A 12,710-nucleotide genomic window follows, 5' to 3' on the forward strand; every position below is an offset into this window, starting at 1 on the left:
GTGGTGGGCGGCACTCTGGTGGCGGAATCGTTGGCGGGTGCGGGGCGTTGTAACCGGGTGAACGACCGAGCAGGACCGCCCCCGAGCGGTCGGCTGAGGGAACACGGCCTGCGGGTCGTTGAGCCTGGTTCCGACGACGTGAACCCGCGCCCGGGTGGTGTGAGGTGCCCGGGAATGATGCCGGGTCGCAGGTCGTTGGACATCCTTCCGGCGCCGCGTGAAGGCCCCCCGCCCTCCGCGAGCAGCCCGAGACCCCTGAGACTTGTGAGCGCCTGACGGTGCCCACGCACCCCCGGTCCCCCCGGGGGGTGTGTCGACCCCGAATGGAGCCCCCATCATGAACACGATTCTGCGTAAGAGCGTTCTGGGTATTGCTGGTCTGGCTTTCACCGGTGGCGTGTTCGCCGGCCCGGTCGCCGCCCACGCGGCCGACACCACTCACGCGGTCAAGCCGGTCACGGCCACGGTGCAGTCCGACAAGCTGATCCCGCACGGCGTGCAGGGCGCCCAGTCCCGCATCGACCTCAATGACGAGCAGACCAAGAACGTGAAGGCGATCATCGCGGCGACGAAGAAGGCCGGCATGGACGAGCGTGCCGCGGTCGTGTCGATCGCGACGGCGTTGCAGGAGTCGAAGCTGGAGAACCTCGGCCACCTCGGTGACCGTAACGACCACGACTCGCAGGGCCTGTTCCAGCAGCGCCCCTCCAGCGGCTGGGGCACGGTCGAGCAGATCACCGACCCCGAATACTCCACGACCGCGTTCCTGAAGGGCCTCAAGCAGGTCGACGGCTGGCAGGACATGCCCCTGACCAAGGCCGCCCAGACCGTCCAGGTCTCCGCCTACCCCGACCACTACGCCCAGTGGGAACAGCAGGCCGCCGACCTGGTCGCCGAGCACTGGAACAAGTAAGACAAAACGTGAAGGCCGGCACCCCGAACCAACGGGGTGCCGGCCTTTTCGCGTACCCGATGGGTCAGGCCGGGGGCAGGACGAACGTCCACGTGGTGGTGGTCGTGCTGGCCGCGGCGCCGGTGGCGGTGAGCCCGCCGTAGCTGCCGGTCGGCACGCTGCTCGCCGAGTCGGCGAGCAGGCCGGCCACCCGGCCGCCGCCGGTCTGCGAGGTGTTGCTGCGCACCGCCACGCCGGCCGGCGGGGTGAGCGCGGTGGAGGTGCTGTCGCCGTGCAGCCAGTACGACACGGCCCAGCTCTGCGCGGTGGTCACCGGCGCGTACGGGGTGATGCGGGTGGCGGTGCTCGCCGGGTCGGTGGCCCGGGTGAAGACCGGCGCCCCGGGCGCGACACCCCGGTACGCGGCCAGCACCAGGTTGCCCTTCGCCTGACTGTCCAGCGTCACCCGGACAGCAGTGCCCGCGTCACCGGCGCTCGCGGTCTTCCACCAGGCGGTGGTGGTGGCGAAGCCGCCGTCGAGGCGGTCGAGCCTGCTCCAGCCGGTCACGCCGGCCGGCTCGCCGGTGCCGGTGTGCGTGTTCTGGCTGAGCAGGAGCAGCAGCATGTCACCGGCCTGCACGCCCGCCGGGACGGTCACGGTGTGGCTGGTCCAGTTGGCGTTCGCGGTGGCCTGGCCGACGTACGAGATCCGCTCCGGTACGGGCGCGACAGCAACCTCGACGGTCGCGGTGCCGGTGGCGCCCCGGTCGTCGGTGACGGTGAGCGTGACCGGGTAGGTGCCGGCCGCCGCGTACGTGTGGGACGTGGTCGGTACGGAGGCGGTGCCGGTGGTGTCGCCGTCGCCGAAGTTCCAGCTGTGGTCCTGGATCGCGCCGTCGGCGTCGGTGGAACCCGCGCCGGTGAACGTGCACACCAGCCCGGAGCAGGTGGGCGTCAACGCGGCCACCGGCGGCTGGTTCGCGGGGCCGCCCGATCCCTTCAGGATCTTCACGTAGTCGATGTCGCCGGCGAAGTAGTCGCAGGTGACCTTCGTACCGTCGCACTGGCTCTTGCCGCCGACGGACAGCGGCCAGGTGTTCGCGATGGTGCCGGTCGGCCCGTTGAGGCGGCTGGTCCGCACGCCGTCGACGTACATCTCCACGTACGCGGAGGTGCGGTTGCAGGTGATCGTGTGCCACTGGCCGTCGGAGATCGGCACGTCGGTGTAGCCGGTACGGGAGGCGCCGTCCGCGCCCCGGAACAGGCACTTCGGCTTGCCGTTCGGGGCCTCGAACTTCCAGTAGCCGCCGACCGTGTTGCCCTGTCCCTTCTGGAGGATGTTGCCGAAGGAGTACGTGGTCCGGTAACGGATGGTCACCGAGAAGTCCCCGGCGTCCGGGTTGAAGTCGGTGGTGTGCGGCACCAGGTCGACGTGGCCCGGGACGTACTCCTTGTCGGTGGGCAGGTGCGTGGCGAAGCGGTGGCCGGTCGCCCCGGCGTAGAGCGCGCCGGTGACCACCTCACCGCCGATCGTGCCGTGGCGGCCGTTGCCGCTGTAGTCGGTCAGCACCGTCGACGACGACGCCGGCTCGTCCATGCTGTAGAACGCCACCGTCCGCGTCGCGGTGGCCTGCGCGGGCGCGGCCGATACCGTCACCCCGGCCGCCGCGACGACAGTCGCCACCCCTAATCGTGCGGCCGTCCGCCGCCACCGTCCCCGCTCGATCGTTGCCATGTGACCGCCTCCCTGCGCATCGGGCCTCACAGTGACACGCGCGATGGCAGCGGCAGAATAATCCGCACGGTGGACCCGGGAGACCGATGTAGCCGGTGCCGGCTGTCCGGTGGGAGACGACCGCCTGTCGACCGGCGGCGTGGTGACTCTCGGTGGGCGATACTGGGTTTGAACCAGTGACCTCTTCCGTGTCAAGGAAGCGCGCTCCCACTGCGCCAATCGCCCGGGCAATCGCGAGCGGACGACGGGATTCGAACCCGCGACCCTCACCTTGGCAAGGTGATGCGCTACCAGCTGCGCTACGTCCGCGTGCCGCCGGTTCGCGCCGGCGACGGGGTGAACTCTACCCGATGCCAAGATCGCCGTGCGGCAGACCCCCGCCGTGCCAGGTGGCCGTGTGGTTGCGCCGCTCACCGCCGGGGTACTGAGGCCGGTGACAGCACAACCATCCCCCCGAAGGAGGCTGTCGTGGGTATCGGTACGAGCATTTTCCTGATCGCGGTCGGCGCGATCCTCACGTTCGCGCTCAACGCCAGCGTCGGCGGGGTCGACCTCGACGTCGTCGGCTGGATCCTCATGGCGGCCGGCGTCCTCGGCCTGATCATGACCACGCTGGTCTGGGGCCGGCGCCGTCAGGTGGTCGCCACGACCACCGAGGAGCCGGTGGAGTACCGCCGGGTCGAGGAGCGCCGGGACGTCGCACCGCCCATGTGATCGTGAGCGGGGCCGACGGAGCTGATCGGTCCCGGGACCGGACCGGCCGGATCGAACATCCGGCCGGTCCGGTCTGCTATGCCCGCTCGCCGTCGGTAGCGGCACCATCGGTGGCGGCGCGCAGCCCGTACCAGCCGATCGCAGCCACCAGCGCCACCTGCGCCAGGTAGCTCGCGACGACCACCGCGCGAGCGGCGTCCTGCGGCACCAGCACGAACGCCACCACGTAGACGAGCGCGGCGACGACCAGCGGACGCGGCATGGTCCGGCCGATCAGGATCCCGACGAGCGCCAGGACCATGCCGAGGACGATCGCCACCTGGCTGCCGAGGACGGCCGGGAGCAGCCCGTCCAGTTGGTCGTTGAACACGTCGAACAGCGCCCGTCCCTGCGCCTCCGGCACGACCGCCGGATCGGCGGCGTAGGCGAACGGCAGCACCTCCGCGGTGATCGCCAGCGCGAACACCACGCCGCCGAGGCCGGCCAGGAAGGCACCCACCAGGTTCAGCACGCCCGCGCGGCCCCGGGCCAGCCCGACGATGAACACCGCCGCGGCGATCCAGGACACCGCGTACGCGGGCCCGCCCAGGTAGAGGTTCATCGGCCAGTACGCGGACCCCAGCTCACGTACGTCGTCGTAGTGGATCGCGCCGTCGAACGGCGGCTCCCACAACATGAACACGGTCCGTCCGGCCAGGGACGCCAGGAGCAGGACGAAAAGGGCGACGAGCGCGGCACGGCGCAACTTCGGTACGGGCACGGTGAGAGCCTCCGTCGATTCAGGTGTCGCCCCACCGTGCCGAGGTACCGCCCGCGCGGGCATCGGCCTCAGCACCTATCTTCGGAAAATCCCTGCTCAACGCGACTGTCGGGCGTGCTCCAGCCAGATCCGCGCGGCCCGCACCCGACGGTTCGTGGCGCCGCCGGGCGTCAGGTCGAGCTTGACGAAGATCGCGCGCAGATGGGCGTCGACGGTCCGCTCGGAGACCACCAGCTGCGCGGCGATCCCCGCGTTGCTGGCGCCGTCGGCGAGCGCGGCGAGCACCTCGCGTTCACGCGCCGTCAGCCCGCCGACCGACACCGGGCCCGCGGCATCCACAACCGCCGTGGCCGGGGCCGCCGGCTCGATGACGTTCGTCGTCTCCGCCGCACCGCCTCCCGTCGTACCCTCTGCGCCGCCTCGCGGCGTCACCGGCGCTGTCGGCGCGGCGGTGAGCAGCGCCGCCAGCCGGCCGGTGCCGGCCCACGCCCCGCCGACGACGGCGACGGTCAGCGCCGACACGACCAGGGCGACCGAGGTCGGGCCGAGGGACGTCCCGGGAGCGGCCACGAGCGTGCCGACGCCGACCACCAGCAGGGCCGCGGCGGCCAGGCCCGCGCCGCGCACCACGGCGCCGACCCGGCGCGGCTCGGTGGCGCCGCGGGCGGCGGTGACCGCGCACGCGGCGGCGAACACGGCGGCCCCGGCCAGTGCCACCAGGAAGGCGACCGAGCCCAGCGACGGTTCGACGTCGCCGGGCGTGCGGGCGACGGCGAGCAGCAGGCAGAAGACGACTGTCAGCGGCGCGGCGGTGGTGGCCGCCGCGGCCACGCCGAGTCGCGCCCGGACGGCGTGGTGCGATCCGAGAGCGGCCCGCCAGAGCGTCACCGGGAGCAGGAACAGCGCCACCGCTGCCAGCAGGGTGACGGCGGGGACGGCCGGCGCGAGCGCGGTACGCCAGGACTCCGCGGCGATCGTCGGAACCCCCGCGAACGGCTGGGTCGCCGTGGTCAGCAGCGCGTTGACGAGCGTGGCCACGCCCAGGGTGAGGCCCACGAGCCGGTGCGTCCACGGGACGGCGTCGCCGGTGCGGACGGCGGCCGAGGCGGTCAGCTGAAGGAGTGCCAGCGGCGGGATCCACGCCGAGTTCCACGCCGCGACGGCCGGCGCGGCCCACGGATGCCCGGCCGCGACGGCGGCCACCGCGACGACGGCGAGCGCCAGATACGCCAGCAGCGACGCGGCGAGCCCCGCCGCCAGCCGGCCGGCGGCCCGGTGACCCGACCGGCTGAGCCGGAGCGCGGCGAGCGCGGTGACCACGGCTGCCGTCGCGAGGGCCACGGCGCCGACCGGGTCGCTCGCGAAACCGCCGTGCCCGGCCGCGCCCAGGACGGCGAGCGCCGCGACGCCGAGGGTCGCCGTGGCGGCGGTGAGGACGGGCAGGCTCCGCAGCGCGGGCACCGGGCGGACGACCGCCGTCATCCGTGGTGATCCCGTCGACAGCCGGTCGCCGTCCGCCGGCTCGGACGCGGGACAACGGCCACCAGCACATTCAACCCGGTCCCCCGCCCGAGGTCGATCCCGTGGCCGGTCAGTCGCGCATCAGCTCGTTCAGCTCGCCGAAGTCGAGCCCGCCGGCGAGCGCCTCGTACGTCCCGGCGCCGAACACCTCCGCCGCCGCGCTCCGGACCACCGCATACGCCGTCTCGGCCAGCGCCGGGCCGAGGCTCACCCGGGCCACCCCGAGCCGCGCCAGCTCGGCCACCGGCGGCGCGCCCGGCCCGGCCAGCACGTTCAGCGGGGCCGGGATCGCCGCCGTCAGCGCGGCCACCGTCTCCGGCTCCACGGTTCCGGGTACGAAGATCCCGTCCGCGCCGGCGGCCAGGTACGCCTCGGCGCGCTCGACCGTCTCCGGTACGCCCCCGGCGCCCCGCAGGTACGTGTCGACGCGGGCGTTGACGTACAGCGGGATGCCGGCGCGGTCGGCGGCGGCCCGGACCGCGGCGAGCCGGGCGACCTGCTCGTGGATCGGGCGCAGCGGACCGCCGCCGTCGTGCCGGGCGTCCTCGACGTTGACGCCGACGGCTCCGGCGGCGAGCACGGCGGCGACGGTCTCGGCGACCTGGTCGGGGTTGTCGCCGTACCCGGATTCGATGTCGGCGGTGACTGGAAGGCGGACCGCGTCGGCGACGCGGCGGATGACGTCGACGGCGGTGTCGCGGGCCCGCAGGTCGCCGTCGGGGGCGCCGCGACTCCAGGCGACGCCGGCGCTGGTGGTCGCGATCGCGTGGGCGCCGGCCGCGGCGACGAGCCGGGCGCTGACCGCGTCCCAGGCGTTGGCCAGGATCAGTGGGTCACCGGGCCGGTGCAGGGCGCGGAACCGCTGGGCTCGGGTCTGTTGATCGTCCACCGGGCCAGTCTGGGTGGGGCACGCGGGTGCGGCAATGGCCAGCGGCGCGGCACTGGACTGATCGATAGCGACGAGAAAGGCCGTGTCGAATGATCGACACGGCCTTTCCGCTGGTGGGCGATACTGGGTTTGAACCAGTGACCTCTTCCGTGTCAAGGAAGCGCGCTCCCACTGCGCCAATCGCCCTCGTCTACTGCGAGGTGGAGACGGGATTTGAACCCGTGTACACGGCTTTGCAGGCCGTTGCCTCGCCTCTCGGCCACTCCACCGAGGTTGCCCCCGAACTGCGTGGCGGCATCTCCGAGCGGACGACGGGATTCGAACCCGCGACCCTCACCTTGGCAAGGTGATGCGCTACCAGCTGCGCTACGTCCGCACGCCCCCGGTGTTATCCGGTGACGGATGAGAACTTTAGCCGAGCCCGGGAACGGTTGCCAAATCGGGTTCCGTTTCCGGCGCGTCCGGTGGTGGCGGACGCCGCTCCCCCTCGGCTTCCTAGGAGCCTGGGTGGCTTCCGTCCGAGAGCACCGGCGAGCGCTCCCACCTGCGGAAGCAGACCGGCGCGTCGAGTGTCCGGCATCCGACTGCCCGCCCGCCGACCAGCCGCTTCGGTAACTCCCCGTGGTCATTCGGATGGGTTACCGTAACGCCGTGACGAGACGAGCCGCCGAGATCCGCCTGGACGCGCTGCTGCGTACGGCCTGTGAGGTGATCGCGGAACGAGGGCTCGCCAACACCCGCACCGCCGACGTGGCGGAGGCCGCCGGGGTGAGCCAGGCCCTCGTGTTCTACCACTTCGCCACCAAGGACCGACTGCTCGCGCAGGCGTTCGCGTACGCCGTCGAGCAGGACCTGGCCAAGCTCGACGCGGTGCTCCGCTCCTCCGCGCCGCCGCTGGCGAAGCTGCGCCGCATGCTGCGCCTGTACGCGCCGGCCGGCCGGGCCACCTCCTGGTCGATGCGCATCGACGGCTGGGCGGAGTCGCTGCGTACCCCGGAACTGGAGAAGCTCTCCCGGCGGCTGGACCTGCGGTGGCGGCAGGACCTGGCCGCGCTGATCACGGACGGGGTCGCCGAGGGCACGTTCGACTGCCCCGACCCGGCCGGCGCGGCCTGGCGGATCAGCGCGGTGATGGACGGCCTCGCGGTCCAGCTCGCGGTGCACGAGCGGGTGATCACGCGCCGCCAGATCGCCGAGTGGATCCGCCTCGTCGCCGCCCGCGAACTGGGCCTCGAACCCAGTCAGCTCGACTGACCGGGCCCCGCCCCCGGCCCGCGCGGGCGGGTCCGCCGGTCAGGGCCAGGTCGGGCGGGGGCGCTCGAAGGGCGGTGGCAGGGTTTCCGGTTCGGTGACGGCGGCCGGGCGCAGCAGGCGGCGCATCCGCAGCAGCAACCCGGCGCCGAGGAACAGCAGCAGCCCGCCGAGCAGGAAAGCGGCCTGCACGAGGCCGAAGCCGCCGCTGTCCGCGACCGGGCGTCCGGCCACACCACCGGGCGGCGGCGGCTCCACCACTGCCGCGTCGGTCGGCTCGTCGGTCACCGGGTCGTCGGTGGGTGGCTCCTCGCTCGGCGTCTCCGAGGGCTCCGCGCTGGTGGGCGCCGGCGTCGGCGAAGCCTCCTCTCCCACCACCTCACGCGAGGCGGTCCGCCGGGCCAGCAGCCGCAACTGCGGGTCGTACGCCTCGGCGGCGAAACTCACCCGGCCGCGCGCGACGTCCTCGGCGAACGCCACCCGGTAGCGGGCGGTCACGGTCCGGCCCGGGCAGAGCACACCCGGATCGAGTTGCCGGTCGGTGAGCCGGGCGGTGTCTCCCTCGGTGCGGATCTCCAGCGGGAACGACCCGCTGTCCTCCACCCGGTCCACCTTGAGCTGGTCCAGCCGCAGGCCCTGCACCCGCACCAACATCGACCAGCGCACCTTGACACAGCCGCCCCCGTCGGAGCGGGACACCACGGCGGACAGCGTCTCCACCCGGTTCCCGGCGGTGAACTCGTCCGGCAGACCGCTCAACTCGGTGGAGAAGGCCGCCGCCGCCCGCGCGGGCAGGGCTCCCCCGTACCCGGTCCCGGCCACGAAGGTCAGCACCAGTCCGATCCGTAGCGCGTGCCGCCACCCGCTCACCACGCCTCCTCACCCTCGGTCGTGTCCACAGGCAACGCTAGGAGCGCGCCGGGCACGCCGGTAGACGGGCGTGTTCGCATCCAACGCCACAACACGGGGGCCATTTCACCGAACGTGGTGAACCGGTCACGGCCCCGCCGCGACACGCCCGGGATCGGGCCCGGCCGGCGGGTGGGACACAATTCTCCGGTGTCCGAGCTGTCCGCCGCGTTCGTCCGGCTGCACGCCCGCCTCGCCCCCGTGGCGTTCGTACCCGAGGTGCGCCTGCACCAGGCCGACGAGCCGATCGGCCTGTGGGAGCTGACCGAGGGCGAGTTCCGCAGCGCCCAGCCGCCGCCGTTCTGGGCGTTCGCCTGGGCCGGCGGGCAGGGCCTGGCCCGCTACGTCACCGACCACCCCGAGGTGGTCGCCGGCCGCCGGGTGCTCGACCTGGCCTCCGGCTCCGGCCTGGTCGCCATCGCCGCCGCCCGCGCCGGCGCGGCCGCCGTCCGGGCGGTCGAGGTGGACGAGCGGGCCGTCGCGGCCGTCGCGCTCAATGCCGAGGCCAACGGGGTACGCGTCGACGCCGAACTCGGCGACATCCTCGACGCCGACGCGGGCGACGCCGAGGTGGTGCTGGCCGGGGACGTCTTCTACAGCGAGGCGATGGCCCGCCGGATGCTGCGCTTCCTGCTCCGGGCCGCCCGCGCCGGCGCCCGGGTGCTGGTGGGCGACCCGGGCCGGGCGTTCCTGCCCCGCGAGCGTTTCCACGAGCTGGCCGCGTACGACGTGCCGGTGTCCGAGGCGCTGGAGAGCGTACGGGTGAAGCACACCACCGTGTGGGAGCTGGACCCGAACCCGCCGGGCGCCCGCCGCTAGCGTTACCGCGTGCTGTTCCGGGGCTGGGGGGAGGCCGTCGACGGGCAGTGGCCGGACACGGCCACCGTTGTCGACCACGTCGGCGTGCCACACCTGGTGGTGACCCGGCACGCGCTCGTCCGCCAGGTGCTCACCGACCCGGTGACGTTCCGGCCGGACAACGCGCTCGACGCGGTCACGCCGATCCCGGTGGCCGCGCTGCGGGTGCTCGCCGGGCACCGGTTCCGGCTGCCACCGACGCTGGCGAACAACGGCGGCGCCAGCCATCCGGAGATCCGCGGCATCGTCGCCGACGCGCTGCACCCGCACCGGGTGGCCGCCCAGCGCCGGTGGCTGACCGGGCTGGTCCGGGAGCGGGTGGCCGGGCTGGCAGCGACGCTGGACGAGGGCCGCCCGGTCGACCTGTACGCGGGCCTCGCCGCCGACCTGCCGCTGCTGGTGCTGGCCCGGCTGGTCGAGCTGCCGGACGCGCCGGTCGGCGTGGTGAAGGACTTCGCCCGGGCGGCGCTGGAGCTGTTCTGGGCGCCGCTGGACTCCGCCCGGCAGCTCGCGCTGGCCGCCGAGGTGGGCCGGTTCCACACCGTGCTGCGCGAGTTCGCCGCGACCGGGGGCGGGCTCGCCGCGCGGCTGCGCGACGCCGGGCACTCCCCCGACGTGGTCGTCGGCGCGTTGTTCTTCCTGCTGGTCGCCGGCCAGGAGACCACCTCGCAGTTCCTGACCCTGCTGCTGCACCGGCTGTCCGGCGAACCGGCGGTACGGGCCGGGCTGCGCGCGGGCACGGTCGCCGTGGACGACGTGGTCGAGGAGGGGCTGCGGCTGGAGCCACCGATCGTCACGTGGCGGCGGGTGGCGGCGGTCGACACCACGCTCGGCGAGCTGCCGGTGGCGGCGGGCACCAGCGTGGTGGCCTGGCTGGCCCGTGCCGGCCGCGACCCGTCGGTGGTCGGCGCGCCGGGTGAGTTCCGCCCGGGGCAGCCCGGCTCGCGGCGGCACCTGGCCTTCGGCGCCGGGCCGCACCGCTGCGTCGGCGCGCAGCTGGCCCGGATGGAGGCGACGGTGGTGGTCGCCGAGGCCACCGCGCTGCTGGACGACGTGACTGTGGTCCGTCCACCCTGGTGCCCGGACAACCTCACCTTCCGGATGCCGGACGCGTTCGTGGTCCGCCGTGCCTGAATCCTGCGGGTGTTAACAGGGGGCCCTTCCTCTACCGGAGGCGTTAAGAAGGGGCCCTTCCTTACTCCTCGGCCCAGGCGCGCCAGTCGTCGAGCACGCCGTACAGGGCGGGGGTGAGCCAGCCCGGCGCGGACCGGCGGAACACACCGGGGTCCATCCCGCCCGCGCCGGCCGGTACCGCGCCGAGCAGGTTCGGCACCAGCTCGGACAGGTTGAGCCAGTGCACCAGCTCCGGTTCGGCCGGCCAGGCGCCGATCACCACGCCGGCCGGTACGGCCCGCCGCTCCAGCGCCTCCAGCGTCAGCGCGGTGTGGTTGAGCGTGCCGAGCCCGGCCCGCGCCACCACCACCGCGGGCGCGCCGAGCGACACCGCGAGGTCGGCCACCGTCCACGGCTCGCCGGACGGGCGCAACCCCATCGGTACGAGCAGCCCACCGGCGCCCTCGATCAGCACCAGGTCGTGCTTGTCCGCCTCCTCGCGGATCGCGTCGACGGCGTTGTACAGCTCCAGCGGCGGCAGGTCGGCGACCCGGGCCGCGGCCAGCGGCGCGAGCGGATCGGGATAGCTGGCGAGCGTCCGGCCGGTGAGCGGGGCGGCCAGCCGGGTCACCGAGTCGACGTCGCCGGGCTCGCCGGTGGCCGTACCGGTCTGGCCGGGCTTGACCACCGCTACCCGCAGCCCGGCGGCCTGCGCGGCGGCGGCGACGGCGGCGGTCACCACCGTCTTGCCGATCTCGGTGTCGGTGCCGGTCACCAGCACCGGCCCGGTCCAGGCGTCGCCGAGGCTCATGGCGCACACTCCACGATCACGTCCAGGGCCCGGTCGAAGTCGGCCCGGTCCACCCCGGCGCTGACCGTGAGCCGCAGCCGGGAGCGGCTGTCCGGTGTGGACGGCGGACGGAAGCAGCCGACCGCCACACCGCGCTCCCGGCAGGCGGCGGCCCAGGCGGTCGCCGCCTCCGGGCCGGGCGCGGTCACCGAGATCACGGCGCCGTCGGGGGCGGACACGGACAGCCCGGCCGCGCCGAGCCGGCGCACCGCCGTCGCGGCCCGGTCGGCCAGCTCGGCGCGCAGCGCGTCGCCGTCGCGGGCCAGGCGCACCGCGGCGCGTACCCCGGCCACCACGGCGGGCGGCGGCGCGGTGTCGAAGATGAACGTGCGGCCGGTCTCCACCAGGTGGCGGACGAACTCGGCCGGCCCGGCGACCACGCCGCCGGCCCCGCCGAGCGCCTTGGACAGCGTCGCGGTGACCACCACGTCGGGCGCGCCGGCCAGCCCGGCGGCGGCCACCCCGCCGGCCCCGGCCGGGCCGGTGACGCCGAGCGCGTGCGCGTCGTCGACGAGCAGCAGCGCGCCGTGGCGGCGGGCCACCTCGTGCAGCTCCCCGAGCGGGGCCAGGTCGCCGTCGACGGAGAAGACCGACTCGGTCACCACCACGGCCGGGCGGCCCGGCGCGGCGGCCAGCGCCGCGGCCACCGCGGCGACGTCCGCGTGCGGCGTCACCAGCGTCTCGGCGCCGGAGATCCGGCAGCCGTCGATCAGCGAGGCGTGGTTGTGGGCGTCGGAGACGAGCAGCGTACGCGGCTGCGCCAGTCCCCGGACGGCGGCGAGGTTGGCCAGGTAGCCGGAGGAGAACACCAGCGCCCGGTCGACGCCGAGCCAGTCGGCCAGGTCGTCCTCGAGCGCGTGGTGGGCGTCGGTGGAGCCGCGCACCAGGCGTGACCCGGTGGCGCCCAGCCCGTACGCGGACAGGGCCTCCGCGGCGGCGGCGGTGACCTGCGGGTGGGTGGCCAGGCCGAGGTAGTCGTTGCCGGCCAGGTCGACCACCGCGTCGTCGGCGGCCCGGGGACGCAGCGTGCGGGTCAGTCCCGCCCGGGCCCGCAGCTCGGCGCGGCGGTCCAGGGCCGCCAGCCAGTCCGCCACCGTGCCGTCCCCTCCCGCCGACCACCGCCCCGCCGGGCGCTTCCGCGGGGCGAAGTTACCACCCGTCCCGAGGGCTCCGGCGTGGCGCGGTCCCGGCTCGCCGGGGCTGCTGGCGGCGGTTTCC

General features: G+C 74.4%; 12 protein-coding genes and 5 tRNA genes. 5 read left to right on the forward strand and 12 right to left on the reverse strand.

Going from position 1 to position 12,710, the window contains the following annotated elements; all coding sequences use genetic code 11:
- Positions 1-337 precede the first annotated feature (337 nt).
- On the forward strand, positions 338-913 hold the full coding sequence (locus tag BAW75_RS18350; protein ID WP_104114354.1) for a hypothetical protein: 576 nt from the start codon (positions 338-340) through the stop codon (positions 911-913).
- 64 nt (positions 914-977) lie between these two features.
- Here BAW75_RS18350 and BAW75_RS18355 read toward each other — a convergent pair whose 3' ends face one another.
- From BAW75_RS18355 to BAW75_RS18365, 3 genes are all read right to left on the reverse strand, one after another.
- On the reverse strand, positions 978-2,627 hold the full coding sequence (locus BAW75_RS18355; protein ID WP_104114355.1) for a PKD domain-containing protein: 1,650 nt from the start codon (positions 2,625-2,627) through the stop codon (positions 978-980).
- Between the two features lie 153 nt (positions 2,628-2,780).
- Positions 2,781-2,852 (reverse strand) — tRNA-Val (locus BAW75_RS18360).
- 11 nt (positions 2,853-2,863) lie between these two features.
- Positions 2,864-2,936 (reverse strand) — tRNA-Gly (locus tag BAW75_RS18365).
- Positions 2,937-3,095: 159 nt separating this feature from the next.
- Between BAW75_RS18365 and BAW75_RS18370 the strand changes: the two genes are divergently transcribed.
- Complete coding sequence (locus BAW75_RS18370) at positions 3,096-3,341, forward strand: DUF6458 family protein (RefSeq protein WP_104114356.1); 246 nt, start codon at positions 3,096-3,098, stop codon at positions 3,339-3,341.
- A gap of 76 nt (positions 3,342-3,417) precedes the next feature.
- Here BAW75_RS18370 and BAW75_RS18375 read toward each other — a convergent pair whose 3' ends face one another.
- The 6 genes from BAW75_RS18375 to BAW75_RS18405 all read right to left on the reverse strand — a co-directional run bounded on the left by BAW75_RS18375 (position 3,418) and on the right by BAW75_RS18405 (position 6,887).
- Complete coding sequence (locus tag BAW75_RS18375) at positions 3,418-4,101, reverse strand: hypothetical protein (RefSeq protein WP_069089414.1); 684 nt, start codon at positions 4,099-4,101, stop codon at positions 3,418-3,420.
- Positions 4,102-4,197: 96 nt separating this feature from the next.
- The gene (locus BAW75_RS32620; protein ID WP_208635269.1) at positions 4,198-5,583 is read right to left on the reverse strand and encodes a response regulator transcription factor; all 1,386 of its coding nucleotides are present in this window, start codon (positions 5,581-5,583) and stop codon (positions 4,198-4,200) included.
- Positions 5,584-5,692: 109 nt separating this feature from the next.
- Positions 5,693-6,511: an isocitrate lyase/PEP mutase family protein gene (locus BAW75_RS18390; RefSeq protein ID WP_104114357.1), complete on the reverse strand. Its 819-nt coding sequence runs from the start codon at positions 6,509-6,511 to the stop codon at positions 5,693-5,695.
- A 111-nt stretch (positions 6,512-6,622) separates the two neighbouring features.
- A tRNA-Val gene (locus BAW75_RS18395) sits at positions 6,623-6,697 on the reverse strand.
- A gap of 12 nt (positions 6,698-6,709) precedes the next feature.
- Positions 6,710-6,780 (reverse strand) — tRNA-Cys (locus BAW75_RS18400).
- 34 nt (positions 6,781-6,814) lie between these two features.
- Positions 6,815-6,887 (reverse strand) — tRNA-Gly (locus BAW75_RS18405).
- A gap of 275 nt (positions 6,888-7,162) precedes the next feature.
- On the opposite strand from BAW75_RS18405, the gene BAW75_RS18410 reads away from it, so the two are divergent.
- A complete protein-coding gene (locus BAW75_RS18410) occupies positions 7,163-7,765 on the forward strand; it encodes a TetR/AcrR family transcriptional regulator (RefSeq protein WP_043330511.1) in 603 nt (200 codons plus the stop codon).
- A 39-nt stretch (positions 7,766-7,804) separates the two neighbouring features.
- Here BAW75_RS18410 and BAW75_RS18415 read toward each other — a convergent pair whose 3' ends face one another.
- A complete protein-coding gene (locus BAW75_RS18415; RefSeq protein ID WP_064447271.1) occupies positions 7,805-8,632 on the reverse strand; it encodes a hypothetical protein in 828 nt (275 codons plus the stop codon).
- Positions 8,633-8,821: 189 nt separating this feature from the next.
- Here BAW75_RS18415 and BAW75_RS18420 point away from each other — a divergent pair, with 189 nt between their 5' ends.
- A complete protein-coding gene (locus BAW75_RS18420) occupies positions 8,822-9,490 on the forward strand; it encodes a class I SAM-dependent methyltransferase (RefSeq protein ID WP_104114358.1) in 669 nt (222 codons plus the stop codon).
- Between the two features lie 9 nt (positions 9,491-9,499).
- The gene (locus BAW75_RS18425) at positions 9,500-10,663 is read left to right on the forward strand and encodes a cytochrome P450 (RefSeq protein WP_104114359.1); all 1,164 of its coding nucleotides are present in this window, start codon (positions 9,500-9,502) and stop codon (positions 10,661-10,663) included.
- A 61-nt stretch (positions 10,664-10,724) separates the two neighbouring features.
- On the opposite strand, the gene bioD is transcribed toward BAW75_RS18425, so the two are convergent.
- Together bioD and BAW75_RS18435 are read right to left on the reverse strand one after the other, a co-directional pair.
- Entirely contained in the window at positions 10,725-11,453 is a 729-nt protein-coding gene (gene bioD, locus BAW75_RS18430) for a dethiobiotin synthase (RefSeq protein WP_069089410.1), read from the reverse strand.
- Positions 11,450-12,586 carry an 8-amino-7-oxononanoate synthase gene (locus BAW75_RS18435; protein WP_104114360.1) on the reverse strand — a complete coding sequence of 379 codons (1,137 nt, stop codon included), beginning with the start codon at positions 12,584-12,586 and terminating at the stop codon, positions 11,450-11,452. Before BAW75_RS18435 ends, bioD begins: the two co-directional genes overlap by 4 nt.
- Positions 12,587-12,710: the final 124 nt, after the last annotated feature.

The organism is Micromonospora chalcea (assembly GCF_002926165.1).
In the GTDB taxonomy this organism is placed as follows: Bacteria; Actinomycetota; Actinomycetes; order Mycobacteriales; family Micromonosporaceae; genus Micromonospora; species Micromonospora chalcea.

Bases quoted from the DNA above. Each gene is read 5' to 3' on its own strand.
- BAW75_RS18355 (WP_104114355.1), bottom strand. From the start codon at position 2,627: ATGGCAACGATCGAGCGGGGACGGTGGCGGCGGACGGCCGCACGATTA.
- BAW75_RS32620 (WP_208635269.1), bottom strand. From the start codon at position 5,583: ATGACGGCGGTCGTCCGCCCGGTGCCCGCGCTGCGGAGCCTGCCCGTC.
- bioD (WP_069089410.1), bottom strand. From the start codon at position 11,453: ATGAGCCTCGGCGACGCCTGGACCGGGCCGGTGCTGGTGACCGGCACC.
- BAW75_RS18350 (WP_104114354.1), top strand. From the start codon at position 338: ATGAACACGATTCTGCGTAAGAGCGTTCTGGGTATTGCTGGTCTGGCT.